Raw genomic sequence first — 23,852 nt, 5'->3', positions numbered from 1 at the left:
AGAAAGTGGGCATCCCCCACTTTCTATTTTTTTGCCCCTTTTAAAGACTCTCTCAGCACAAATTTTTGTAATTTCCCACTTGCATTACGAGGAAGTTCATCCACAAATAAATAATGACGTGGACGTTTATAATCTGCTAATTCATCACTTTCTTTACAATACGTTTCTAAATCAGCCTCTGTAATTGTTTCATCTTTCTTCACAACAACTGCCACAACACGTTCTCCCCATAATTCATCCGGCTCACCAAGCACCGCAACATCTAATATACCAGGATGACTATGGAGAAAATCTTCAATTTCACGTGGATAAATATTAACGCCGCCACTAATCACCATATCATCCACGCGATCTGCGACGAATAAATAACCGTCTTTATCGAAGTAACCTAAATCACCAGAGTGATACCACCCTTTATACATCGATTTTACATTTGCCTCTTCTCGGTTATGATAACCAGCCATCATAGTTGGACCGCGCAAAATAATCTCTCCTACTTCATAAGGAGGCAATACATCATCTGGTTCTGCCGGTGCATCTTCGTTTGGTTTTACAATTCGAATTTCATGACTAAAGCATGGCGTGCCTGCTGAACCTGCTTTCGTAATTTGATCTTCTTCTACGAGAAACGCAACAACTGGTCCCATTTCTGTCATTCCGTATATTTGAACAAGATCAATATAAAGACGTTCTTTACATTCCTTCACTAATGCTGGCGCCATTGCAGCCCCGCCGTATATACCGATCTTCATTGACGTTAAATCATACTGCGTTAAATCTTTTTGCAACAGCATATTCCACATCGTCGGTGCTGCAAAGAATGTCGTAATCTTCTCTTCTTGAATTGTATGTAATACTGTTTCCGTATCAAAATGATGTAAAATAACATTCTTTCCGCCAACTTGAATACGCGGGATAATTCCAGCATTCAGCTCACCGCAATGATATAAAGGTGCAACGACAAGTCCGACACTATCTCGATTATATTTTAGGAAATACGTACAAATCACACTATGCTCAGCCATTTCACGATGGCGATGTAATACACCTTTCGGATGACCAGTCGTACCGCTCGTATACAGCATCGAACAATAATCCATTTCATTAATTTCGATATCTATTTTCTTAGAAGATGCTGCGTTCACTTTTTCATGGTAAGAACTTGCATAAGAAGGTGTATCGTCTTCTACATACCAAAAAGACGAATTCGGAAAATCTCGTTCAATGATAGCGACAGTTGGCTCAACTGCTTTTTCAAAAACAACGACTTTCGAGGATGCATCCTGAAGAATATAAGATACTTCTTTTGCTTTTAAGCGGAAATTAATTGGGTTAAAGATCGCTCCAATTTTTGCACAGGCTAAGTAAACGTTTACAAATTCACGGCAATTATATAAGTAAACAGATACCGTATCGCCCTTTCTTACCCCTTCTTCTAATAGAGCATGCGCCGTTTTATTTATTTGCTCATTCCACTGTTTATACGTCCAGCGAATATTTTTTTCTGGTTCCACTAACGCCTCTTTATTCGGATACTTACCAACAGATAAATCAAATATTCTCCCTATCGTCATGTACATGCCAACAATTTCCCCCTTTTCTCTTTCATAAATCTATCATTTCGTCCATAAGTAGACATTGTCCTTTAATGATTCGTCTAATTTTTCTGATTATTATCGACATAGTTTTACAAACAGTTCCGCTTTTGGGGGTAAGTGAAATTATATCGGCGATTTTCCGGATATATCGACTTACCGACAAAAACTGACAAGATAAAAAAGAAGCCGTCCCGACTGAAGTGACCCCCGAAAGTTAGACAGGTCGTTTCATTAGGCAGCCTCTAGGATATGAGCCCGGTATTGTACTGGGCTCATACCCTTTAATTTTGCCTTAATTCTTTTATGGTTATAGTATTCTATATACTTTGCTAATTCTTGTTTGAAATGTGTTATATTTTCAAATTCTTTTCGATACAGAAATTCCGATTTCATGATACCGAAGAAATTTTCAATAACGGCATTGTCATAACAGTTTCCTTTGCGAGACATACTTTGAGTTATGCCACAATTCTTAAGAGAATGACGGTATTGTTTCATTTGATAGTGCCAACCTTGATCAGAGTGAATGAGGAGTTTATCCGGATCGGTTACACAATAAAGTGCTTGGTCCAACATCGTTGAAACAAGGGAATAGGTCGGTCTGGGACCAATTGTATACGTGATAATTTCACCATTAAATAAATCCAACATTGGTGATAGGTATAACTTCTCCCCAAATAATTTAAACTCCGTAATATCTGTAACCCACTTTTCATTTGGTTTTTCAGCTTGGAAGTTGCGATTTAAAATATTTGGCGCAATTTTCCCAACTGTCCCTTTGTAAGAGCGATATTTTTTCATACGAACCAGACATTTTAACCCTAATTCTTTCATAAGGCGATACACTTTTTTATGATTTACTTTGTGTCCACGATTCATAAGTTCATCACGAATACGACGATAGCCATAACACCCATCGTGTTCATTATAAATAGCTTGAATCAGTTCTTTTACCTCCGCATTTGGATCAGGACGATTAAAACGTTTCATCCAGTAATAGTACGTACTACGTGGAATGTTTGCGAGTTGAAGTAACTCCTTGATAGGAAATTCATGCCTTAACTCGTAGATTACTTGCGCTTTGTCTTGTTTGGTGATTTTTCTTTGTTTTGAACTAAGGCATTCAACTTTTTTAAATATGCATTTTCCATACGTAAACGCTCATTTTCCGCTTGTAAGGCTTCGATTGATCCTTCATCTACTGGTTTTATTTTTTTATCTTTCATGGTTGGACGCCCCTTTTTCTTTAATTGTAGGGCATCCAGTCCTCCTGTTTCATAAGCTATTTTCCATTTCCGAAGTGTTTCATAAGACGGTATATTGAAAAGTGCCGCTGTTTCTCTGATAGATGTCCCGTGTTCATTCATATAATAAAGTACATCTAGTTTATACTGGGCTGGGTAGAATGTATAGCACTTTTCAAAGGCCTTTTCACCTGAAGACTCATATCGTCTAATCCACTCACGAAGTACGCTAGGGTTAACTCCTACAGATTTAGCAATTATTTTTCCACTTTCTGTACCATCTAAATATCGTTTCACCGCTTGGATTTTTTCTTTTGAAGAAAATTTAGCCATAAAAAATGCACCTCCAATTGTTAGACTGTGTCTAACAATTGGGGTGCACTTCAGACTCGGAACAGCTCCTTTCTTCTTATGCAAATAGCTCTTCTAAAATTTTCAGTTTGTCTTCTGTATATTTTACGAAGCCATCATTATATGATTTTGGATCTTTCGGATTCGCAAAGTGCGTAATTGCACCTGTCTTCGGATGAACAAATTTACTTGATGCCCCGCAGCCAAGTCCGATAATTGATTGTACTTCTTCCATAATGACAATGTTGTAAATACTTTCTTGCGTCGGCATTGCATAACCAACGTTCTCTAAGTTACCTAAAATATTCTTTTGACGGTATAGGTAATATGGTACGTAATTATGCTTTTGCGTCCACTCTTCTGCTTCGTGCATCATCGCTGTAATTTCTTCGCGACCTGCTACTTTATATTTACGTTTGTTTTGCGTCATTTCGGAAGCACGTTTAAATGATAACGTATGAACTGTTAATGATTCTGGCATTAACTTTTCTGTTTCATCTAGCGTATGCTTGAAAATATCTAACCCTTCACCAGGAAGACCAATAATTAAATCCATATTAATATTATTCATTCCCATTTCACGAGCTAAATGATACTTCTCAATTGTTTCTTCTACAGTATGATGACGTCCAATTGCTTTTAATGTTTCTTGATGGTATGACTGCGGATTAATACTAATACGGTCAATGTTCCATTTATTTAACACTTCTAGCTTCGCTGGCGTAATTGTATCTGGGCGACCTGCCTCAACTGTTACTTCACGCACATTTTTCACATCTGGGAACGCTTCATACATTTCTTCATACAGCATATCCATCTCTTCTGCTGTAATACTTGTCGGTGTACCGCCGCCGTAATAAATCGTCGTAACTTTTACACCTTTTTCTTTTAAAAACTTACCAATTTCACGAACTTCATAATGTAAACCACCTAAGAATGAATCAACAGAGCCTTGACGTCCGTTAATTGCATACGCCGGGAATGTACAATATGCACATTTTGTTGGGCAGAATGGGATACCGATATAAATACTTACTTCCTCTTTCAAACGATATAAATCCGGAACTACCGCTAATTGGCAATCAACGATACGTTGAAGGAGTTCAATTTTCTCTTCATGAATTAAATAACTTTCACGAAGTTCTTGGTGTGCTTCTTCTTTTGACATACCGTTTTGAAGCATTTTATGAAGAAGTTTCGTTGGACGAACTCCAGTTAAAATACCCCAGCTTTGTTCAATACCAGTTAACTGCTGAAGAACAGAAAGATATACATAAGAAACAACGTGCTTCACTTGCTTCATACGCTCTTTTTCATCTGTAAAAGCAGATAAATCTTTTGCGAATGTTTCTTCATACACATTTCCAGTCGCAACATCTGTTAAACGAGCTGATGCTTTCACATTCTCTTCAATGTGTATATCAACGATAAGATTTGCTTCCTCTTGTTCAAATCCAATCGTACTATCTTCAAAAAATAAGCCGCCAATATTTTGTAGCGGACGTAAAAAACGATCATCTTGTAACGTTTTAATTGAAATTAACAACATTATCACCTTTTCATTTGCAAACTCTCTTTAGTTTACTTGAAGGGCGTTTGCAGGTCAATACAGAAGGTTTTACCTTATTTTCATATCCTATTTAAAACAAACTGAATATTGATTTTTCATGAACTTTCCCTAGTTGTATAGACATTAGAATATACTCTTGTTACAATCTAGAACGTATTAGTACTTGCTACTAATTTAAATACATATAAAGGAGGACTCTTAACACGCACGAAAGACTATCACGTGTTAAAACAACTATGAAAAAAAAGTTTTACAACATTTTAGCATTATCTTTGGCATTACAAACATTTGTAGCGCCTACCCATTCATTCGCAGAAAGTATAGAAAAAACTGCGGAATTGTCTATGGATGAACAAGCTTTAAAAAGCATTGAAGAACATGCAAAACAGCATAGACATGACGAAGAAAACGACCTTGAAATCTCGGGTGAATATCTTCTCCACTTATCAACAAAACTTCCACTATACAATTCAAATGACTTAAAAACGAAAACAAATATTGAAATTGCTGAACCAGTAGTAAAAGCAACGAAGAAAAAAGGGAATGCATATTACATACAAACTACGTTTGGTGCTGGCTGGATTAATAAGGAAAGTAATAGTTTAGAAGTACAAGAGATTCATAAACTCTCGAATCAAAAACTAATCGTAACAGAAGAAGCATCAGTATATTCCTTCCCTTTCCAATCGTTTAAAGAAGAAACGAAATTACAGCCACAAACAGTAACTCCTACTGAACAAGCTGGGAATTGGTTTAACATTCAAATGAACGGAACTGAGAAATGGATTTATGCTCCTTCAGCTACATTCGACGGTACGAAAGCATCATTATTTGAAAAAACAGGTGCTATCGAAAAGAGAAGCGCAACTTTCTTCAAAACACCATCTAATTTACCTACAAATAACGTTTATGGTGTTACTTTTAAAGAAATGATTGTTCCAAAAGGAAATGAAAATATTCGCCCTGGCTACGCAATGGAACCGAAATACATTACAATTCATGAAACTGCTAATACAAGTAAAGGTGCGAACGCTTTAAATCATGCGAAGTACTTAGATAATCAAGCTCGCGGAAATACTGATCGTTCAGCGTCTTGGCATTTTACAGTAGATGACAAAGAAATTTATCAACATCTTCCGCTAAATGAAGTTGGGTGGCATGCTGGAGATAAAACTGGAAACTATGAATCTATCGGAATTGAAATTGCTGTGAATAGTGATGGAAATTATACGAAAGCGGTAGAAAATGCGCGCAAGTTAGCTGCTTTCTTAATGAATGAATTAAACATATCTCTAGATCACGTTCAAAAGCATCAATTTTGGAGCGGAAAAAACTGCCCTGCATTTATGATTCAGCGCGGACAATGGGATGCTTTCTTAAAGGGCACGAACGCTTACTATAACGAACATCGTAAAGATGTTATGCCGCCGCCAGAAGTCCCTCATGAAAAAGACGACATTGCAGGTGGTTGGTATGAGCAAGACATTCGTCAATTAGCTGCTAGAAAAATCATGTTCGGTGACGGCAATGGTTCTTACTGGCCAAACCGCCTCGTGACACGAGCTGAGTTTGCAAATTTAATGTCGAGAGCTTTAAAATTACCTGCTGGAAACGCTAAATTTACAGACTTAAACGAAGCACACCCATCTTTAATAGATGGAATTAACCGCGCCGCTAGCGCAGGGATCATTAATGGTCGTGGGAATAATAAATTTGATCCCAATGCTACAATAACACGTGATGAAGCTGTTATTATGATTGACCGTGCATTAGAATATAACTGGATTTATAGAAAAGAAGTGAAATTACCATTCACTGACCAACACTTAGCATACGATAAAAAAGCATTACAAAATGTTTACGCATACGGAATTGTAAAAGGTAACGAACGAAATGAATTCGTACCAAAAGGCACAGCAACACGCGCTGAAGCAGCCGCATTTTTAAATCGAATGCTTAAAGTTATTGAAGCTTAAACAAAGAAAAACGTAGCCAAAAGCTACGTTTTTCCTTTATCGTTTCGGTGTATTTTTATGATTCTTCAAAAACGGAAGCGGGAATTGCTTGCGGAAATGCTCTTTAATCATATACTCTACGCCGTTCTCACTATTTGAACGTGTAATCCAGTCGGCCGCTTGTTTTACCTCTACAGGCGCGTTCCCCATCGCTACTCCGAGACCCACATTTTCAATAACCTCTAAATCTTCCATGCTATCTCCAATGGCAACCATTTCGTTTAACGAAATATTTAAATGCTCTCCAAGCAATTGTAATCCACGTAATTTTGATACATTTTGTGGCAAAATTTCTATTCGTTTTGAATCACATTCAATATACTCTATATCTTGAAACGCTTTTCTTAATGTATTCAGTCCTCTTTCTTTTTCACCTTTCGTTTGGAAAAGAACATCAATTTTTGGCGCCGCGACTGGATGATCACGAAGCGCATCACCTAACGAATCTACAAATTGAACTGGATAAAATAACGGATCCGCACTCGATAGCACAGTACGCGCAATTAAGTTTGGTGTATTTCTCTCACGATTTCCGATTGAAAACCGTTCATGAGAAATGCGGACGTTACAGTCAAAATGCTCCAATACTTGCACAATGTTAAATGTCTTCTCTTCCGATAATCTTCTTTGAACGTACGGCTTATCTAAAGTTGCTGAAACGAAAGCACCGCCATGTGTCACTAATATAGAATCTAATTTTAACGCCTTTGCTACTTTATGAGCGGACTGAAAATTCCGGCTCGTAAATAATGTAACGTATACGTCTTTTCTTTTTACAAATTCAATTGTTTCTCTTAATCCTTTTGCAATTTTTCCGTTGTTGTATAGTAGTGTCCCATCTATGTTAAGAGCTAGTAAGCGATAAATCATGTCGCACTCCCCCTCTTCGCTGTTGTACTCTATCCATAATTTATGAAATAAATGTAGCAAATAGAACGAGTTAGAATTACTACTGAAAATTTGGTTTACTATATACATATACACTTAGTAAAGGAGATAGTACAATGCAAGCACCACCTTCCTTTTATGAAGGCGATACGTTAGAAGTCGCAAAAAAATTACTCGGACAGAAACTTGTTCATATTGTAGATGGAATAAAGCGAAGTGGAATCATTGTTGAAGTAGAAGCATACAAAGGTCCGGGTGATAAGGCCGCACATAGTTACGGCGGCAGACGGACGGATCGTACGGAAGTCATGTTTGGTGCGCCAGGACATGCTTACGTATATTTAATTTACGGTATGTACCATTGTTTTAACGTCATTACAGCACCAGTAGGCACCCCGCAAGGTGTTCTCATTCGAGCCCTTGAGCCGGTAGATGGAATAGAAGAAATAAAACTAGCGCGCTATAACAAAACTGACATTACAAAGGCGCAGTATAAAAATTTAACGAACGGACCTGGAAAATTATGTCGTGCCCTTGGAATCACTTTAGAAGAACGAGGCGTATCATTACAAAGTGACACATTGCATATTGAACTCGTCCCAGAAGAAGAACACATATCATCACAATATAAAATAACAGCAGGACCTCGTATTAATATCGACTATGCAGAAGAAGCTGTACATTATCCGTGGCGTTTTTATTATGAGGGGCATCCGTTTGTTTCAAAGAAATAAAGTGAAACTTTAATCAGTGGGGAGTGCCTTCATCCCCCACTGATTATTAGTTGAACCAATCGGACTTTTATGGGCAGTTGATCCCCCGCCTAACTTCTTTGCTTTCGCTGAATTTGGAAGTGGGGATCTTACTGCCCATTAAAGCGGGATAAACAATATCGACTTACCGACAAATAAAAGAAGATGTTGTCTCATAAGTCTCTTTCGAAGTAAAATCACATGAAATTGAAAAGGAAGAAACGTTATTAAATCAACGTTTCTTCCTTTCACTTTCTATTCGATTTTGGCTAAAAAGCACCTTTTGGGACAGCCTCTCTCCCTTTTTACTCCGCACCTTCCGCAGTCGCAATATTATCCTCTAAGTTTTCTCTAGATAATTCAGCCGCCATAAAATCAGCTGTTTCTGGAAGTGCTAAATGCATATGAGCTTTTTGACAAATTTGGATCGTACAGTTTTCAACAACATAGTCGAAAACATGTCCGCCTCCGCTTCTTTCATCGTCAATATAATGTAAGTGGAATCCAGCTACACCAATACCTTGCGCATAATCTGGTGTCCAAAATCCAGCAAGCGTACCTTCTGTATTTTCAAATGAGAAGATTGGTTGTGATTTCGTCACTTCAACGAGTGGTGTATACGGTTTTTCTTGTCTTGGAACCGTTCTCGTTCTTACTTCGCGGAACGTACCATCCATTCGAATACCATAAAATAGGTTTTTACTCGGCATTAATTCATGTAATAAAGCTTCCACTTCTTCACGATTCATCGGCTGCTCCACTGTATAACTCATTTCTTTTTCAAAAAACGTTACAGTCGCAAATGGCGTTGTTTCTTCTGGCTCTACTTTTTCTGCTGAACCGTCTGAACGTAAATGATAAAATTCGTTATCAAACGCAATCATTTCACCATCTAACTGATCAAATGTGCCGATACCGAAATCACCATGTTTTTTCAAATCTTCAAAGCTAATCACACCATCATATATACCATCTAATAGCGCAAGCATTGTAGATGTTTGATATACTTCGTTATTCGTTTTCGTTCTTTTTGCATCAATATCCATTAATTGCGCAACCGTCATCTCAAATCTGCCTCCATTAGTTTAATTGGTTTGGTAATAATTTTTCGCTTAATTTAATGTTGTCACGATAGTCAATTGGAATATCAATAATGACAGGACCATCTGCTGCTAATGCAGATTTTAATACCCCTTCTAATTCATCAGGCGTGTTAACACGAAGACCTAACGCCCCGAAACTTTCCGCATATTTCACAAGATCAACATCCCCAAACTCTGTAGCTGATGTTCTGCCGTATTTCATCATTTGTTGGAATGCAACCATATCATATGTGCCGTCTCTCCAAACGAGATGGACGATTGGAGAATTTAAGCGTACCGCCGTTTCTAACTCCATCGCTGAAAATAAGAAACCACCGTCACCTGATACGGAAACTACTTTTTTACCTGGTTCTACTAAAGTAGCTGCGATTGCCCAAGGGAGTGCAACACCTAACGTTTGCATACCGTTACTAAATAATAATCTACGTGGTTCATAAGAACGGAAACATCTCGCCATCCAAATAGAATGGGAACCGATGTCACATGTAACAGTTGTATCGTCACTAATTAAAGAACGAAGTGTACGAATCACTTGAAGTGGATGCGTAACACCTTCTGAAGGACGATTTGGAACTTCTGCTTGTTCTGATAATTTCGCACGTAATCGTTCTAATACTGCTTCTGATTTCGTACTTAACACAAGTTTCGGTAATTTTTCTGCGATACTATTTACTGTTAAGGCAATATCACCAATTAATTCACGCTCTGGTTGGTAATCATGATCGATATCTGCTTGATGGTCATCAAGATGAATAATCGTTCTGTCCCCAAGTTTATTCCAGAATTTCGGATCATACTCAATTGGGTCATAACCGATAGAAATAACAAGGTCCGCTTCTTCTAGTAAAATATCACCTGGTTGGTTACGGAATAAGCCAACGCGGCCGAAGAAATGATCTTCTAATTCACGTGAAATCGCACCAGCTGCTTGATATGTTTCAACGACAGGAAGTTCTGTATCCGCAATTAATTCACGAACAGCTTTCGTCACTTCATTTGTGCTTGCTCTCATACCGAGTAAAATAACCGGCAATTTCGCTGCTTTTATTTTTTCTACTACGTATGTAATATCATGTGTGGGAGCGATTCCAAGCTGTGGCTTAGAAAGCGCACCGATAGACTCTACATTCGTTTCCGCAGTCATAACGTCTTGCGGAAGACTTACTAAAGTAGCGCCTGGATTTGTGGAAGTCGCACTTCGGAATGCATTTGATAATGCTTCTGGCACATTATCAGGATGCTCTACTTCTACGCTATATTTTGTGATTGGTTCGAATAGTGCAGCATTATCCATAGATTGGTGCGTACGTTTTAATCGATCTGTACGTGGAACTGCACCAGCTAAAGCAACAACGGGATCACTCTCCGCATTCGCAGTAACAAGACCTGTCGCTAAATTTGATGTCCCTGGTCCTGAAGTTACAAGACATACGCCCGGTTTTCCTGTTAATCTACCAATCGCAGCTGCCATAAATGCTGCATTTTGTTCATGACGACAAACAATTAACTCTGGTCCTCTTTCTTGCAGTACATCAAATACAGAGTCAATCTTCGCTCCTGGAATACCGAAAACATGTGTAACACCTTGTTTAATTAAACAATCAACAACAAGATCTGCTCCTTTTGTTTTTGTCTTCACGTCGTTTGCTTTTACACCTGTACTCAAACTAACCATTCCTTTGTTTCATAATTTGTGTAATAAAGATTTTAAACTTCACCTGGTTAATTAACGTGGTGAAGTATTATTTATCATTATATTACAAATGCATTATTTTTCCAATGATATGAATTTGACAGTTTTATGACACTCATTAAGGAATGCGCTTACAACCCTTTATTTATCTTAAAATAATATTTTCATATTTTCTCGAAAAAATCTAAAAAACTTCCATCTCATCACGGTACCAAAATGTTTACAGTACCTTGCAAAGAACACTACTAAATGATATATTTGTAAATATTGGAACACCCATTAATTGGAATAACATTCGTAGTTAGTATATCCCCCTCTCAAAAAAGAGCGAATTCTCAGCTATAATTCATTATTTTATAAAGGGAAGTGATTACAATGAACAAAAGTGAATTTTTAAGCCAACTTAGTTCCTCCCTACGGAATATACCTAATTCAGAAAAGGAGGATATCATCTCAGAGTACGAAACTCATTTTATTAGTGGTAAACAGGATGGAATATGCGAAGAAGAAATTTCTAAAAAACTAGGAAACCCTAAAGCTATTGCTAAAGAACTTAATGTTTCCTATGCAATAAGCAATGCTGACAAGAAACGAAGCTTCAAAAATATGATAACTGCACTATTTTCTGTTATGAGCTTAAGTGTTTTAAACTTTGCCTTTATCTTTATCGCCTTTTTCGTACTACTCTTTTTATTACCTTTTCTTCTAGCACTAATCATTGCCACTCCAGTATTAATTATTTCACCTATTTTATTAATAGGATTAGGATTCTTTAAAGGGTTTCATCAAATTAGTTATTCCGATGTTTATAATGTGTTCATCGCTTTTTGCGTCGGTTTACTCATATCCGTCGTATGTTATCAAATGGTCAAACATATATACGCACTTTTAGTAAAGTATTTGAAATGGAATATAGCTATTTTACAAAGACACTAATGAATAAAAAAGGAGATTAAAATGAAGAAATATACTTTATATTCACTCATGCTACTTACAGTTTTATTTCTATCAGCTTGTTCAAACAGTGCACAACCTAAGGAAGAAAACGATGTACAATCTATTAAAGATGTTACGGTTAAAATTCCGGAAACTATATTCACTTCCTCAAAAAAGAATGAAACGATTAACGAAGATGAAATGAAACAAAATATAAAAACTTATTTAGATTATAGCGGAGAGTTATACGAAAACATCGTTCCACTTTCGTCAGCCATGTCTGACGAGAAGGTTACGGAATCCGACCGAGAGAAATTACAAAAACTAATAGATTTAGCTCAACAAAACGATGCGAATTTCCTTAATTTTATTAATAACAATACGATCCCTCATGATTATAAACAGCCTTCAAAGGAAATTCATGATTACATTTCAGCGTCTACGGCACTTTCAGTAGAATTAGAGCAAGAACTAGACAAACTCGCTGAAGATGGCAACTTGTTCAAAACCGATTTTTCTTTTACAAAGCGCTTTGAGAAAGTGAATGGAAGAGAGCAAAAAGAGATTGAAAAGTTTTTGAGGGAAAAGAACATTGAGACTGAGTATTTCAAAAAATAATTCAAGTTGTATTAAAACATAAAAAAAAGGACCTTCATAAAGAAGGTCCCTCCAGAATTAACAACAAATAACAAAGGACAATAAAAATCACTATATTGACAAGATATAGGACTTTTATTATTGGAGTAACTCATCACTAAAAGTTAATTTTCACTTCTCTAACGATGATTAAAACATAATAAAATGACTATTTTACTCATTGTAACTAAACACAGTTCCAGTTGACTGTCTTTCAAAACATTCTACCTATTAATACTATCTTGATATATCTAAAAATAACTGAACAACTTAATAAAAGGCAATATATTAAGTGATCAGCCCTCGCGAGTTTTATTTTGCCTTTAATTAAACTATAATACATTATCCATTCTGTTTCACCGAATGATTCCCTCGTATGAACGCAATTTTTCTTTCGGTAATTCAAAAATTTTTTGCTTACAACGATAAAAGATGTAAAACTGTAGATAAATGCGTAAAAGGCTCCTTACATGTAAGGAGCCTTCCAACAATTAATACTAATGGGGTAAGGGTAAAGCTTCGCGCTATTCAATATTTATAAAATAGGTACACAGAAAAGCGATAACTAAAACTATGTGCTGAAAAATAATAATTGAGAATTAATACATGAAATAGCGTGAAGCAGACTAAATAAATACTTAACTACAAACAAAAGTTAAATTATTTATTTCCCTGTAAGTATAGTATAAATAATACTTTTGCTATTTTCACCGAAAAACCTTATCGTTTAAACGCAAATTTGCTTCGCAAAATGTCTAACAGTACATAAATAAAAAGCACTGTCTTTAAGTAACAGTGCTTTTTATATATTCTCCAACCTTATTCATCCTCATTCTCTTTTTTCTTTGAACGTCTTCCTAATAAAAACACTAAAACTAGCAATGCAATCAGTAGTAAAGTACCACCAATAATATAGTACAAAGTATAATCCTTTTTCGCTTCTACTGCTGTATCATTTAACTTCTTTGCTTCTTTTCCTTCAATCGTGAACTTTTTCGTCCATTCCCATTTTTGATCACCATCAGTTGCTTTCATTTCGAGGCGATACGTTCCTGGTTCTAAAGCTTTATTATCCCAACTAATTGCATAATCAAAATTAGAATTTGGTGCCATTCTTAAATTTTCTTTTTTCGTTTCATGTAATACATCTTTACCTTTTTCTGTATAAACTTTTGCATCTACACTTAAATTCTTTAACATTGCTGGCTTTATATTTTGCAAATTCGCTGTCACTACGTTACGCGCATTTACTTGTCCCGGTTTTACTTCATTTAATTTCATATCTGGCTTTACTTGGGCGTCCGTTTCCCTTAAGACAACACCAATTGCATATGCATATTTATTTTCAATCTGCACTTCTTTTGCGCTTTTCTTTTCTTTATCATTTTCTTTCTCTTTAAAATAAAGTCCACCTAAAATGACTCCATCAAAACTTTCATTTGGCATTTCAACATTTACATCTAATGTAATTGTACTTTTGGCAGGAATTTTTGTTTCTTTTTTTACTTTAGCAATTTTAGAAAATGGGATTTTAAGAGTAGAGTCAAGTTGGGGATCAATCACGCTATAATCTGTAATTCCATTACTATTTGTAATAGCTGTATTTGCATGTGTTTCTACGACAACCTCTTTATCCGTATCATTCTTCATTTGCACTTGAAGCGTTTGTTTTTGTCCTGGTTCCATCTTTAAATCAAAATATGTTTGGTTTTTATCAACTTGATTCTCTGGAATTACTGCGTTTACAGCAAATTTCATTTCTGCCGCATTCGCTTTAAGATTAAAAACGTTAAAAAGAAAAACAAATACTAATAAACTACTTACTATTTTCTTTATAGATTTCATATTAAATTCCCTTCGCATTCATAATTTTAATAGACAAACGAAAGAGATAAAGATAGTAAATCTACCCTTATCTCTTTCTTAAAATTTTCCATGTAAACCAATATTACATTGGAGCGTCTTTTAATTCCCAAGTTAGAGAAGTTGTGTACTGTGCTTGTTCTTTCTTCGTTTTACCTGGCACGCTTAACTCTACGCTCTTTTTACCTTCTTCTACTGATTTACCGAAAGCATTTGTCCATGTTCCCATACCTTGCTCTTCTTGAGCTGTTAAAACATCTGATGCTTGTCCTGGAACTAATGTAATATCTTGCGCAGCTGCTGGAGCATCGCTACCTGAAGCTGAATTTGGAGTTCCATTTTTCAATGTTAATGTAGCACCTGTTAATTCTTTGCCATCAGCTGTTTTAAACTGATCATTTTGTGTTACTGACAATTTCCACCCTGCATTTGTACCACGGTTATCTGTTACTTGTACAAAATTTGGTACTTCTTTATTTCCATCTTTAGCTTTTACTGTATCTAACTTTGCATAGTAAAGTTCATTGTTACCAGAAGCTTTTTGTGTTTCAAAGTTGAAGTTTGATACATAGTCAATACTTAATGGACCATCTGTACCTTTTTCATGTACATCATCTGGATTTTCTGGATCTACTACTGGTTCTACTACTTCATCTGGATTAATTGGATTCGTTGGATCTACAGTATCTGTGTTCTTTTCAAATTTGATAAATGCTTTTGAATTCAATGTTCCTCCATCTTGCTCAGCCGCTAATGCTGATGTACTTCCTGCTAACGCTGATAAAGTTACTGCTCCTGCTAATGCTAATTTTGTTAGTTTCATATTCTTTCTCCTTTTCAATCTCTATATTTTTAATTTTCTAAACACAAAACTTATTGAGGTGTATCTTCTAAAGTCCAAGTTAATGATGTTTTATATTTTGTATCTTTTACTTTCGCAGTTGTACCTGGTACAGATAAGCTAACGCTCTTTGCTCCTTCAACATTGTCTTTACCGTAAGCAGTCGTCCATGTTCCCATACCGTTACCAGCTTCAGCGATTGTTACTTCTTGCGTAGAACCATCTGGATTTAAAGTTACTTCTTTTGCCGCTGGAGCGAATTTTTTATCTGTTGCAGAATTTACAAACGGATTGCTTAACTTTAATTCCGCACCTGTTAATTCAGTATCTGCCGCTTTAAATTGACCATTTTGCTTTACCGTTAATTTCCACCCTTTGTTTGTACCACGGTTATCTGTTACTTGTACGAAGTTTGGTACTTCTTTATTTCCACTTTTTGCTTTTACTGTATCTAATTTTGCATAGTAAACTTGGTCACTACCAGAAATATTATGTTTACCAAAATGGAAGTTCGATACATAATCGATGCTTAATGGACCTTGTGTTCCATCTTCATGGTTGTTATCTTCTGGATTTTCTGGATCATCCGGGTTTTTTGGATCTTTTGGATCATCTGGATCATCTGGATTTCCTGTTGTTGTTACTTCTTCTTCTGAATCAATTGGGTTAATTGGCTTCGTAACTTCACTATTCTCTGTGAAAGTCACATCTGTTAAAGAATTCATTTTCCCAGCTTCTTCTGCAAATGTTGGTGCTCCTGCTGCTAATACTGTTGAAAATGATACTGCGCCTGCTAATGCTAATTTTGTTAATTTCATGATTTCCCTCCATTATTGTGAGTTTATTTATTGAATAGAAACATTGTTTCTATTTTCCCTATTATTATTTCTAACTACTAGAAAAACAGCCAAGGCTACTAACATAATTCCTACTCCCACATATTGAACTGGTGAGGATGAATGCCCACCTGTTTTTGGTAGTAACTTTTTATTCATACGGTCATCTGATGTATTATCTACTACTTTAGATCCATCCGGTATAATTGAATCGGTAGTTATATCTGGATTATAACTATTTGAAAAAGTTATTCCCGCTTTCGAATTCATGCTACCTGCTAAAACCGTTTCGCAATATACAAACATTGTTAAACAAGTAAATGTAACATATATCAAAAATAAGCCTCTTCTCATTACATTCTCTCCTTTTTAAGTTTTATACCTAATCTCTCACCTTAGATATAATTTTTTAAATAGGAGCATCTGTTAACGTCCACTGTAACTCACCTTGATATTTAGTATTAATTTTCACATTGGGACCTGGGGCCACTTGCAAACGAATCCCTTGATTTTTATGCCAAGAAACATCATAATCGTTATCGTCTTTTAAAGTTTGTGATAATACTTCCGTATTTTCCATATTTAACGTATGGTTGGTGCCTTTTTTATCTGTATAAATCATCGCACCAATTAACTGATCACCATTATTAGATGTAAGTGGTTTTATTTCCTTTACACCTAAATGCCATTTTTGCTTCTTCGCTCTCCCATCTACTACTGTTACTTTTCCATCAATGAAAGAGGGGGCATATATCGTTGGTTTAGATGAAATAACTAAGTTATTAAAAGAAATTGCTTTCGGGACATTTACTAGCTTCAAAGTTCCTTCTACAATTTTTATAGGGACTTTAACTTTTGCCTCTACCCCCTGCTTCGTTTTGATTATCGCTGTAACAGTATAATCACCCGGAGTATTCGTTTTTGGTATATCCTCTAATCGTACTACAGATATCGGTTTATCTATTTTCGCATTCGTATCCACAGATAAATTTGTTACAAATTTTGAAATATCCATTTTAGATATATCAGTACCAACTTTAACAGTTTGAGGAACTGCTTCTCCTGTAGGAATACCTTTATACTTTATTTTTGCGATATCCCGATTACTTGTTTGCCCTTTTTTGTCACCATCTACATAGTTCTTAGCTTCAACTGGAATTTCGAGATATCCATTTTTGTAATACTTCATAAAATCAGTATTTTCTACCAGTGAACCCGTTACTTTAATTCTGTAAAATTTATCATTGAATTGACTTGTTCTAACTATATTTGTTTTTGCTGTAGCAATAATTTTATTATTTTTTCTTGTTACATCAAAAAAGTTACTAACATCATTATGTTCTTCATCTGTTATCTTTACATTATTAAGCTTAAAACTTGCATCTACTTCACTTTCAATAGATAACGATTTTGCATAATAAGATGTCGCGGATTGAGAAGGCACATTTTGATAGATATAATAAGAGAACTCCTGTGAATCATCTTCTGTCGTGTTACCCTCAACATCTGGTGCAGGCATCTCAACTTTAGAAATCGCATCACGTTCATATTTTAACCACCCTGTACTTCTTTCTAAATTTAAGCGAACGGGTAACTCTTCAATCTCATCAAATGTAATCGACATATTCGTATTTGATTTTTCTCCACCGCCAGTACCAACAAAGTTATTTGTTCTATTACCATTATCTTTATACGCAATAGTAGTTGTATTATACGTATATAGATTAGTTAAATAATTTCCATCTGTCCGTAAATCTATCGACTTATAGCCATTTAGCCTTTTAAAATTCCACATTGATGATACTGGTGTTGTATGCCCTGTTTTATGATTGATAAATTCATAAGAAAGTTGTGCCGCAGAACCTTTAGAACCATGATAATTTATCCTTAAAAAGTCACCTGCACTCCTTTTACTCGTAGGCTTATATATATCAATATAACCACTACTAATATCTAGAACATTAATACGTAAATCTATCCATGATCCATTATAAAACCCGACATTTTTTATCAATACGTAAGACTGTTTATTAGCATTTCCACTATTGAATCTATAATATGCAGCATAAGTACGATTTTCCCCTGATACTTCGTAACTTACGTCTGGACTCCATCTTAATTGAAATGCATATTTCCCTGGAATGGAAGGACCCGCTCCTGTCCCCTCATTAATTACTTTAACATCGGGGTATTTCAAAATACTTTGATAAGAACCAGCAGCATACTCTGTCAAAGGAATTTCCCTTTCCTCTTTTTTATCTGCCACCACTGGATCCTCTATATTTTTCCGATCTAGTTCTACTTGATGAGCATTTCCATCTTCAGCAAATTGATTTGTTTTTTCATCATAAATCTTTTCATCCATTATGGATGGTGATTTTTTATTTGTATCCTCTTTTGTTTTTAGTTCATTATTGGGAATATCATCAGGTTCATTAAAGCCTTTTTGATTGATTGAAATATCCTCAACAATTGGATTCTCATTAATAGCCTTATTCTGCTCTACTAATGAATTTTCCGCTTGTTCTATATGCTTTTTATCACTAGTTGCTTTAATTTCATCTAAAACACTAAGACTGATTTTATTTCTTTTCACCTCAGTATTTCCATTTTGGCTCTTTACTTCAAACTCAAAATCCCCAGGTTTGGTCATTTTAGCTACTATAAAAACTTTTCCTAAAGCATTGTTTGATTCTTTTTTTTCAATTCGAACCCTTGAATTCTCTACTACACTGATGGTATCAACCATTACATTTCCCGTATTTAATTTCTTTGTAACTTCTTCATTAAAATCAGCACCATCTGGTAATGAAAATTCAATTGTTTCCTCCTCACTATTTAAACTTTCAATAGTAAAGATTGCTTCTTCATTCACCTGTTTTGTACTCTTGTCAATCTCCATTATAAAAGGTGATGTGTTTTTATCTACAATTGCATATGCAGTGCTTGAAAAAACATCAAGATTACTAAATTGAGTAAAAACAAGTCCGGTAACCAAACAAACTTTTCCAATGTTTGTGATCTTAGTTTTCAAATTCCTCCTCCTCTCTTTATTGTGTTAAAGATACCTAAATTCTAGGACTAATTTCCTAATTCAATTATCCATATCATATTCTTATTAAACACTCATTCTTACGAAACATTCATATTATTTAGATATCTCTTTTTAAAGAATCAATATAACTTTTCTAATCTCTATATCACATCGATTCTATACCTAGATTAACCATTATTTCCAAATATCGAAACGAAAAACTAGAGTGTCTTCACGCAAAATGAATTGCGCTAAAACGCAATCTCGATACTTCTCTTTATAAACAAATAGGTTTCTCTTCACTTTCGTGAAGAAAAACCTATTTGTTTATCATTATTACTTTAGTAAATTACAAATCAAGCGACGGAATCAACCACAATTCTTTCGCCTTCTGCACAGCTTCCATTCGAGAAGAAACTTTTAATTTATGGAATATATCCGTTAGCTTATACTCTACAGAACGTTGACTTAAATTTAAAATTTCAGCAAGCTCTTTATTTGTCTTTCCTTTACTCACTTCTATTAAGATTTGTTTTTCATCTTCATTTAATGAAATTTGATTCGTAATTTCTCCATCTTTATTCTTTATATTCGAAATCGCTTCTTTTATTCTTAACTGTCGAATAAGCTGATAAGATAAAACTACCTCTTTTTTCACCGCATGACGAATCGAATTAATTACCTGTTCTTCTGATGAGGTTTTACTTAATACGCCTAAAACACCATTTTCTATAAGTAAATTATAATGAGAAAATATATCAAACCCTGTAAAAATAAGAATCGATGCCTCTGGATGTAACTTTATAATTTTCTTAGATAAATCTAAGCCATTCACATTAGGCATTTGTAAATCAATTAAGTATACATCATACTTTTTATCCTTAAGCAATTGCTCTACTTCTGTACTATCATGTACTACCTCTACGTGCATATCATCATATTTTTCAATTAACGCCTTCGTCCCTAACCCTACTGCGACATGATCATCTACTACAAGTACCGAAATCATATTATCACCCTTTCAATATTATCGTATCATCTGATGATTCATCTAAAATTTAATAATTATTTGTAACCCACGATTAGGTTTTGATTCAACAGTCATTTCTCCATTCAAACTTTGGATTCTAGTAACAATCCCAGACAAGCCTAATGTGTTGTAAGAATAGTTTACTTCATCTAACTCAATCCCAACTCCATTATCTATATAAGTTAAATATAAATGCTCGTCTTTTTCAAATAATCTTACTGTTACGTTTGTTGCTTTTGAATGTTTCATAGCGTTATTTAATAACTCTTGCATAATTCGATAAATTGCTTGTTCATGTTCAACACTTGGTGCAACAATTCGTTCAGGAATATCATAATAAAAGAAAAATGTCGCTTTTAAATTAATTTGTTTAAATAAATTTATGAGTGCTTGTTTTAAACCTAACTCATATAGAAATGGTGGTCTCAAATTATTACATGTTTCCCGAATTGTATAAATATGATCTAATAGTTCATCTTCAATTTCATTCAATATTTTTTTCGTTTCTTCATCTTGAACACGAGCTTTATAACTCTCAAATTTTCGAGACAAACGTATTTGATCTTGTAAAACTCCATCATGTATATCACTTGCAAGATTCGTTCTTTCTTTTTCAGATAGTTTAAACATAAGCCTTGCCAACCACATTGGTGGTTGCTCAAAATCATTTATTTCTTGTAATTGTTTTAATAAATCTTCAATTTGATTAGAGCATTCTAATAGTAAATCTGTATAATTACATAATGTTTCTATCCAAACCATTTCATCTATATTTAAATTTTCTTTTTCACTATGATTACATACTAAAATAATCATTTTTTCTCCTGAAATAGAAAGAACACACCCAAAATGATTATCCAGCTGTATGATGGAACCTACTTGATACGTGTCCAACTGATGATTAAATAATGCTTCTATTGTTCTTCTTGGAATATATTCACTCTCGAGAACATGAATAGAATGTTCTCTCTTATTTATTTCCACACAACACGTTTCTTCAATTTTCAATATATCTGATATTTCTCTTCTTATACTATAAATAAGATTGGGCAATTTATATTCATTTTTCGCTTGGTGTAAGAAACGATGCAAACTAAATTGATAATTTTTTTGATGATGATACAAACTTTTTCTTAGCTTTAAATCTATATAATCTTTAATGTATAAAAAACAAATACAGATTATAATAGAAATTATTCTAAATTTAACCCATTTTAATAAATGGTCATCGCTGTCTTCAAAGATGACCATACCTAATACTGCACAGAACATGTTAACGCCTACTGATAAAACTATATAATACGGAAGTCGCTGAATAATAAATTTAAAATTAAACATCTTCCCTGAGATTACTAAATAAAAAATACAAATCGGAATAAATAAGAAAAATATGCCTGTCGTTTCGCTACTTATAAACTCTTCTCCATAAAACAAATTCGGAATTAAATATAAACATATAAATGGAATTGCTGACACTAAAAAACTAATAATAATAATTTTTAAATATTTAAAGTAACTGCTATTTCCACTTTTAAAATAAAATCTTACTAAAAGATACACTGTAAACAAAAATAGTAGCGCACTCAAAGTAATTGTAAATAAATTAGCCCATTCATTATATTTTATGTGTATAAGAATGCTTAATATAACGAGAAATATTGATATGAAATTTAAAATTTTTAACTGTTTTGGTGTTAAAAACTTTATTTGATTATTAGAGAAGTACATTTTCATAAATCTTATAAAGAAAGTAAATACACATACTAGTGAAAGTGACGCCACAATAAAGGATAAAGTATCTTTTCTTTGAGCAGCTATAATACTAATGAAACTAACTCCAAGTGAAATTAAAAAATATAATAAATCATTTGTACTACGATTTATTTCCGGAACAAATATTAATAAGTATAATACCATTAAAAGACATACTATATAAAAACCAATAGGAATAATAAGATGATAGAAAACTTGTTTACTATAAGGCGGGTACTCTATCTCAAACTCTTTTATTTCTCCATTCCTATTTAACGTTATTTTTTTCACCTGTTCAATTGAATGGTACGATGAAACTGTAAAATGTTTAGATGGCGGTTCACCATCAATCTGTTCTATAATGTCTCCAATTTGAAAATCTCGTTTCCCTGCCCAGCTATATTTCGAGAGATCACATATAACATACTGGTCAGAATTATATTTTACCGATATTCCAGTTTCAGGATAATTTTTTATTAAGCTAGCACAGTACCAACTAACTACAATCGTTAGTAATAAAATAAAAAACTGAACCTTAAATTTCCACATTTTCTTTATCATTGCATAACTCCTTTTCGAATACACACAATCCCCAAACAAAAATAGTATTTTACACCCTTAACGAAAAATTAAAAATAACCCCACTTCATAAAAGAAGTAGAGCCCTATAAAAATACATATACACTTTCATTAGACAAGGGAAAATTATAACATAAAGTATATAGAATTTGTAAGTTCCTACCATATTCTATATATTATATTAATATAATATAACTCTAGTATTATCCGCTTGATGCGTTAAATAATACTCATTATTTTTCTTATAAATTTCAATACCTTTTGTAAGTATCTTTACATTATTTATAAAAATAGTTGAATCATTCACCCAAACATTTTCAACCAATTGCGATCCTTGATAAAAGAAATCATTTTCTATCATCATATGAAGTACATGCTTCGCTAATATTTCCGTTCTAAAACTATTTAAATCTATAAGGATTCCCATCTACTCTTACCTCTCTTTTTTATTTTTATCCATTTCGTCATTAGTAAATATAGTATATGTAAGACTTACAATTATTTCACCGAAGAACTAATGCGTCCTTACGAAATAGATAAACGATTACTGCAGGATGATCCTAAAATACTTTTACAAACTATGATTTTTTTCAATAAATATTAGGAATACTTCACCGCAATACAAATGCGTTTAAACGAAAATATACGAAAGGTTTGATTATAAATTCTTGTAAGTAACAAAAAAGACGCCCCTATACAGGGGCGTCTTCCACTATTACGCTTGTTGTTGCGCGCTATATAATTCTTCAAGTGGCTTCATGATAATTTTGTTAACGTCGCCGATTACAACATTTAAGCGTTGCTCAGTTTCCATTAACTTTGTAATTTTAGCATCTTGTTGAATGCGAACTACAACTTCTTGTGCTTGTTGGTTGTCTTCTTCAGTGATTTCTTGACCTTGCATCATTTTTTGTTGTAGGCTAAGTTGCATTGTGCGGAACTCATCGAATAAGTTCTTTGAAGCTGCATCAGCTTGAACTGCTGCGTAGCTCTCTTTTAACGTTTTGAAGTCATCGTTTTCAGCGATTGCTTTTTGTAATTCATATGCTACATCATGAATGTTTTTTGTCATTTTATTTTTCCTCCTTTAGAAGGCTAGCGCTTATCATACGCACTGCCTTTTACGTGCAT

General features: G+C 34.3%; 19 protein-coding genes. 4 read left to right on the top strand and 15 right to left on the bottom strand.

The genetic code is table 11. The features are described from left to right. Positions 1 to 23: 23 nt before the first annotated feature. From NLJ82_RS04720 to NLJ82_RS04710, 3 genes are all read right to left on the bottom strand, one after another. Positions 24 to 1,580 carry a fatty acid--CoA ligase gene (locus NLJ82_RS04720; RefSeq protein WP_000282006.1) on the bottom strand — a complete coding sequence of 519 codons (1,557 nt, stop codon included), beginning with the start codon at positions 1,578 to 1,580 and terminating at the stop codon, positions 24 to 26. Between the two features lie 249 nt (positions 1,581 to 1,829). Further along, positions 1,830 to 3,175 (bottom strand): IS3-like element ISBth10 family transposase gene (locus NLJ82_RS04715; RefSeq protein ID WP_085964325.1). Its coding sequence is split into 2 segments (ribosomal slippage): positions 1,830 to 2,734 and positions 2,734 to 3,175, totalling 1,347 coding nucleotides; the frame shifts between segments, so codons are not numbered across the junction. 76 nt (positions 3,176 to 3,251) lie between these two features. Then, positions 3,252 to 4,742 carry a coproporphyrinogen III oxidase gene (locus tag NLJ82_RS04710; protein WP_001998823.1) on the bottom strand — a complete coding sequence of 497 codons (1,491 nt, stop codon included), beginning with the start codon at positions 4,740 to 4,742 and terminating at the stop codon, positions 3,252 to 3,254. Between the two features lie 257 nt (positions 4,743 to 4,999). Between NLJ82_RS04710 and NLJ82_RS04705 the strand changes: the two genes are divergently transcribed. Continuing rightward, positions 5,000 to 6,739, top strand: a complete 1,740-nt coding sequence (locus tag NLJ82_RS04705) for an S-layer homology domain-containing protein (protein WP_000726515.1) — start codon at positions 5,000 to 5,002, stop codon at positions 6,737 to 6,739. 36 nt (positions 6,740 to 6,775) lie between these two features. On the opposite strand, the gene NLJ82_RS04700 is transcribed toward NLJ82_RS04705, so the two are convergent. Then, complete coding sequence (locus NLJ82_RS04700) at positions 6,776 to 7,648, bottom strand: Cof-type HAD-IIB family hydrolase (protein WP_000640425.1); 873 nt, start codon at positions 7,646 to 7,648, stop codon at positions 6,776 to 6,778. Positions 7,649 to 7,782: 134 nt separating this feature from the next. Between NLJ82_RS04700 and NLJ82_RS04695 the strand changes: the two genes are divergently transcribed. After that, the gene (locus tag NLJ82_RS04695; protein ID WP_001148802.1) at positions 7,783 to 8,400 is read left to right on the top strand and encodes a DNA-3-methyladenine glycosylase; all 618 of its coding nucleotides are present in this window, start codon (positions 7,783 to 7,785) and stop codon (positions 8,398 to 8,400) included. Positions 8,401 to 8,723: 323 nt separating this feature from the next. On the opposite strand, the gene alsD is transcribed toward NLJ82_RS04695, so the two are convergent. Both alsD and alsS read right to left on the bottom strand, forming a co-directional pair. Beyond that, entirely contained in the window at positions 8,724 to 9,482 is a 759-nt protein-coding gene (gene alsD / locus NLJ82_RS04690) for an alpha-acetolactate decarboxylase (RefSeq protein WP_000215047.1), read from the bottom strand. Between the two features lie 16 nt (positions 9,483 to 9,498). Further along, the gene (gene alsS, locus NLJ82_RS04685) at positions 9,499 to 11,187 is read right to left on the bottom strand and encodes an acetolactate synthase AlsS (RefSeq protein ID WP_000103507.1); all 1,689 of its coding nucleotides are present in this window, start codon (positions 11,185 to 11,187) and stop codon (positions 9,499 to 9,501) included. Positions 11,188 to 11,589: 402 nt separating this feature from the next. Here alsS and NLJ82_RS04680 point away from each other — a divergent pair, with 402 nt between their 5' ends. Further along, on the top strand, positions 11,590 to 12,150 hold the full coding sequence (locus NLJ82_RS04680) for a DUF1700 domain-containing protein (protein ID WP_001042981.1): 561 nt from the start codon (positions 11,590 to 11,592) through the stop codon (positions 12,148 to 12,150). Positions 12,151 to 12,171: 21 nt separating this feature from the next. Then, positions 12,172 to 12,768, top strand: a complete 597-nt coding sequence (locus NLJ82_RS04675; protein ID WP_000760980.1) for an NDxxF motif lipoprotein — start codon at positions 12,172 to 12,174, stop codon at positions 12,766 to 12,768. Positions 12,769 to 13,605: 837 nt separating this feature from the next. On the opposite strand, the gene NLJ82_RS04670 is transcribed toward NLJ82_RS04675, so the two are convergent. The 9 genes from NLJ82_RS04670 to NLJ82_RS04630 form a co-directional block, all read right to left on the bottom strand. Beyond that, on the bottom strand, positions 13,606 to 14,631 hold the full coding sequence (locus tag NLJ82_RS04670; protein ID WP_000835829.1) for a WxLIP family cell surface protein: 1,026 nt from the start codon (positions 14,629 to 14,631) through the stop codon (positions 13,606 to 13,608). A 103-nt stretch (positions 14,632 to 14,734) separates the two neighbouring features. Continuing rightward, the gene (locus NLJ82_RS04665) at positions 14,735 to 15,472 is read right to left on the bottom strand and encodes a WxL domain-containing protein (protein ID WP_000778945.1); all 738 of its coding nucleotides are present in this window, start codon (positions 15,470 to 15,472) and stop codon (positions 14,735 to 14,737) included. A gap of 50 nt (positions 15,473 to 15,522) precedes the next feature. Then, positions 15,523 to 16,308 carry a WxL domain-containing protein gene (locus NLJ82_RS04660; protein ID WP_000778936.1) on the bottom strand — a complete coding sequence of 262 codons (786 nt, stop codon included), beginning with the start codon at positions 16,306 to 16,308 and terminating at the stop codon, positions 15,523 to 15,525. A gap of 27 nt (positions 16,309 to 16,335) precedes the next feature. Then, entirely contained in the window at positions 16,336 to 16,680 is a 345-nt protein-coding gene (locus tag NLJ82_RS04655) for an LPXTG cell wall anchor domain-containing protein (RefSeq protein ID WP_001252493.1), read from the bottom strand. Positions 16,681 to 16,735: 55 nt separating this feature from the next. Continuing rightward, positions 16,736 to 19,360: an adhesive domain-containing protein gene (locus NLJ82_RS04650; protein ID WP_076855670.1), complete on the bottom strand. Its 2,625-nt coding sequence runs from the start codon at positions 19,358 to 19,360 to the stop codon at positions 16,736 to 16,738. A gap of 349 nt (positions 19,361 to 19,709) precedes the next feature. Further along, positions 19,710 to 20,369, bottom strand: coding sequence for a response regulator transcription factor (locus tag NLJ82_RS04645; RefSeq protein WP_000626495.1), 660 nt, complete (start codon positions 20,367 to 20,369; stop codon positions 19,710 to 19,712). A gap of 42 nt (positions 20,370 to 20,411) precedes the next feature. Beyond that, positions 20,412 to 22,703, bottom strand: a complete 2,292-nt coding sequence (locus NLJ82_RS04640; protein ID WP_000592370.1) for a sensor histidine kinase — start codon at positions 22,701 to 22,703, stop codon at positions 20,412 to 20,414. Between the two features lie 199 nt (positions 22,704 to 22,902). Next, on the bottom strand, positions 22,903 to 23,148 hold the full coding sequence (locus tag NLJ82_RS04635; RefSeq protein ID WP_000511817.1) for a hypothetical protein: 246 nt from the start codon (positions 23,146 to 23,148) through the stop codon (positions 22,903 to 22,905). 288 nt (positions 23,149 to 23,436) lie between these two features. Beyond that, a complete protein-coding gene (locus tag NLJ82_RS04630) occupies positions 23,437 to 23,793 on the bottom strand; it encodes a YlbF/YmcA family competence regulator (RefSeq protein WP_000164606.1) in 357 nt (118 codons plus the stop codon). Between the last annotated feature and the right edge of the window lie 59 nt (positions 23,794 to 23,852).

Origin of the sequence: Bacillus paranthracis (genome assembly GCF_024296885.1) — a bacterium.
Taxonomy (GTDB): Bacteria; Bacillota; Bacilli; order Bacillales; family Bacillaceae_G; genus Bacillus_A; species Bacillus_A paranthracis.
This window is presented reverse-complemented; position numbering and strand designations above follow the sequence as displayed.

What these genes read in the sequence shown, in the direction of transcription:
- NLJ82_RS04660 (WP_000778936.1), bottom strand. Translation starts at nt 16,308, where the DNA reads ATGAAATTAACAAAATTAGCATTAGCAGGCGCAGTATCATTTTCAACA.
- NLJ82_RS04635 (WP_000511817.1), bottom strand. Translation starts at nt 23,148, where the DNA reads ATGGGAATCCTTATAGATTTAAATAGTTTTAGAACGGAAATATTAGCG.
- NLJ82_RS04670 (WP_000835829.1), bottom strand. Translation starts at nt 14,631, where the DNA reads ATGAAATCTATAAAGAAAATAGTAAGTAGTTTATTAGTATTTGTTTTT.
- alsD (WP_000215047.1), bottom strand. Translation starts at nt 9,482, where the DNA reads ATGACGGTTGCGCAATTAATGGATATTGATGCAAAAAGAACGAAAACG.
- NLJ82_RS04655 (WP_001252493.1), bottom strand. Translation starts at nt 16,680, where the DNA reads ATGAGAAGAGGCTTATTTTTGATATATGTTACATTTACTTGTTTAACA.
- NLJ82_RS04695 (WP_001148802.1), top strand. Translation starts at nt 7,783, where the DNA reads ATGCAAGCACCACCTTCCTTTTATGAAGGCGATACGTTAGAAGTCGCA.
- NLJ82_RS04640 (WP_000592370.1), bottom strand. Translation starts at nt 22,703, where the DNA reads ATGATAAAGAAAATGTGGAAATTTAAGGTTCAGTTTTTTATTTTATTA.
- NLJ82_RS04645 (WP_000626495.1), bottom strand. Translation starts at nt 20,369, where the DNA reads ATGATTTCGGTACTTGTAGTAGATGATCATGTCGCAGTAGGGTTAGGG.
- NLJ82_RS04700 (WP_000640425.1), bottom strand. Translation starts at nt 7,648, where the DNA reads ATGATTTATCGCTTACTAGCTCTTAACATAGATGGGACACTACTATAC.
- NLJ82_RS04675 (WP_000760980.1), top strand. Translation starts at nt 12,172, where the DNA reads ATGAAGAAATATACTTTATATTCACTCATGCTACTTACAGTTTTATTT.
- NLJ82_RS04720 (WP_000282006.1), bottom strand. Translation starts at nt 1,580, where the DNA reads ATGTACATGACGATAGGGAGAATATTTGATTTATCTGTTGGTAAGTAT.
- NLJ82_RS04630 (WP_000164606.1), bottom strand. Translation starts at nt 23,793, where the DNA reads ATGACAAAAAACATTCATGATGTAGCATATGAATTACAAAAAGCAATC.
- NLJ82_RS04710 (WP_001998823.1), bottom strand. Translation starts at nt 4,742, where the DNA reads ATGTTGTTAATTTCAATTAAAACGTTACAAGATGATCGTTTTTTACGT.
- NLJ82_RS04680 (WP_001042981.1), top strand. Translation starts at nt 11,590, where the DNA reads ATGAACAAAAGTGAATTTTTAAGCCAACTTAGTTCCTCCCTACGGAAT.
- NLJ82_RS04665 (WP_000778945.1), bottom strand. Translation starts at nt 15,472, where the DNA reads ATGAAACTAACAAAATTAGCATTAGCAGGAGCAGTAACTTTATCAGCG.
- NLJ82_RS04705 (WP_000726515.1), top strand. Translation starts at nt 5,000, where the DNA reads ATGAAAAAAAAGTTTTACAACATTTTAGCATTATCTTTGGCATTACAA.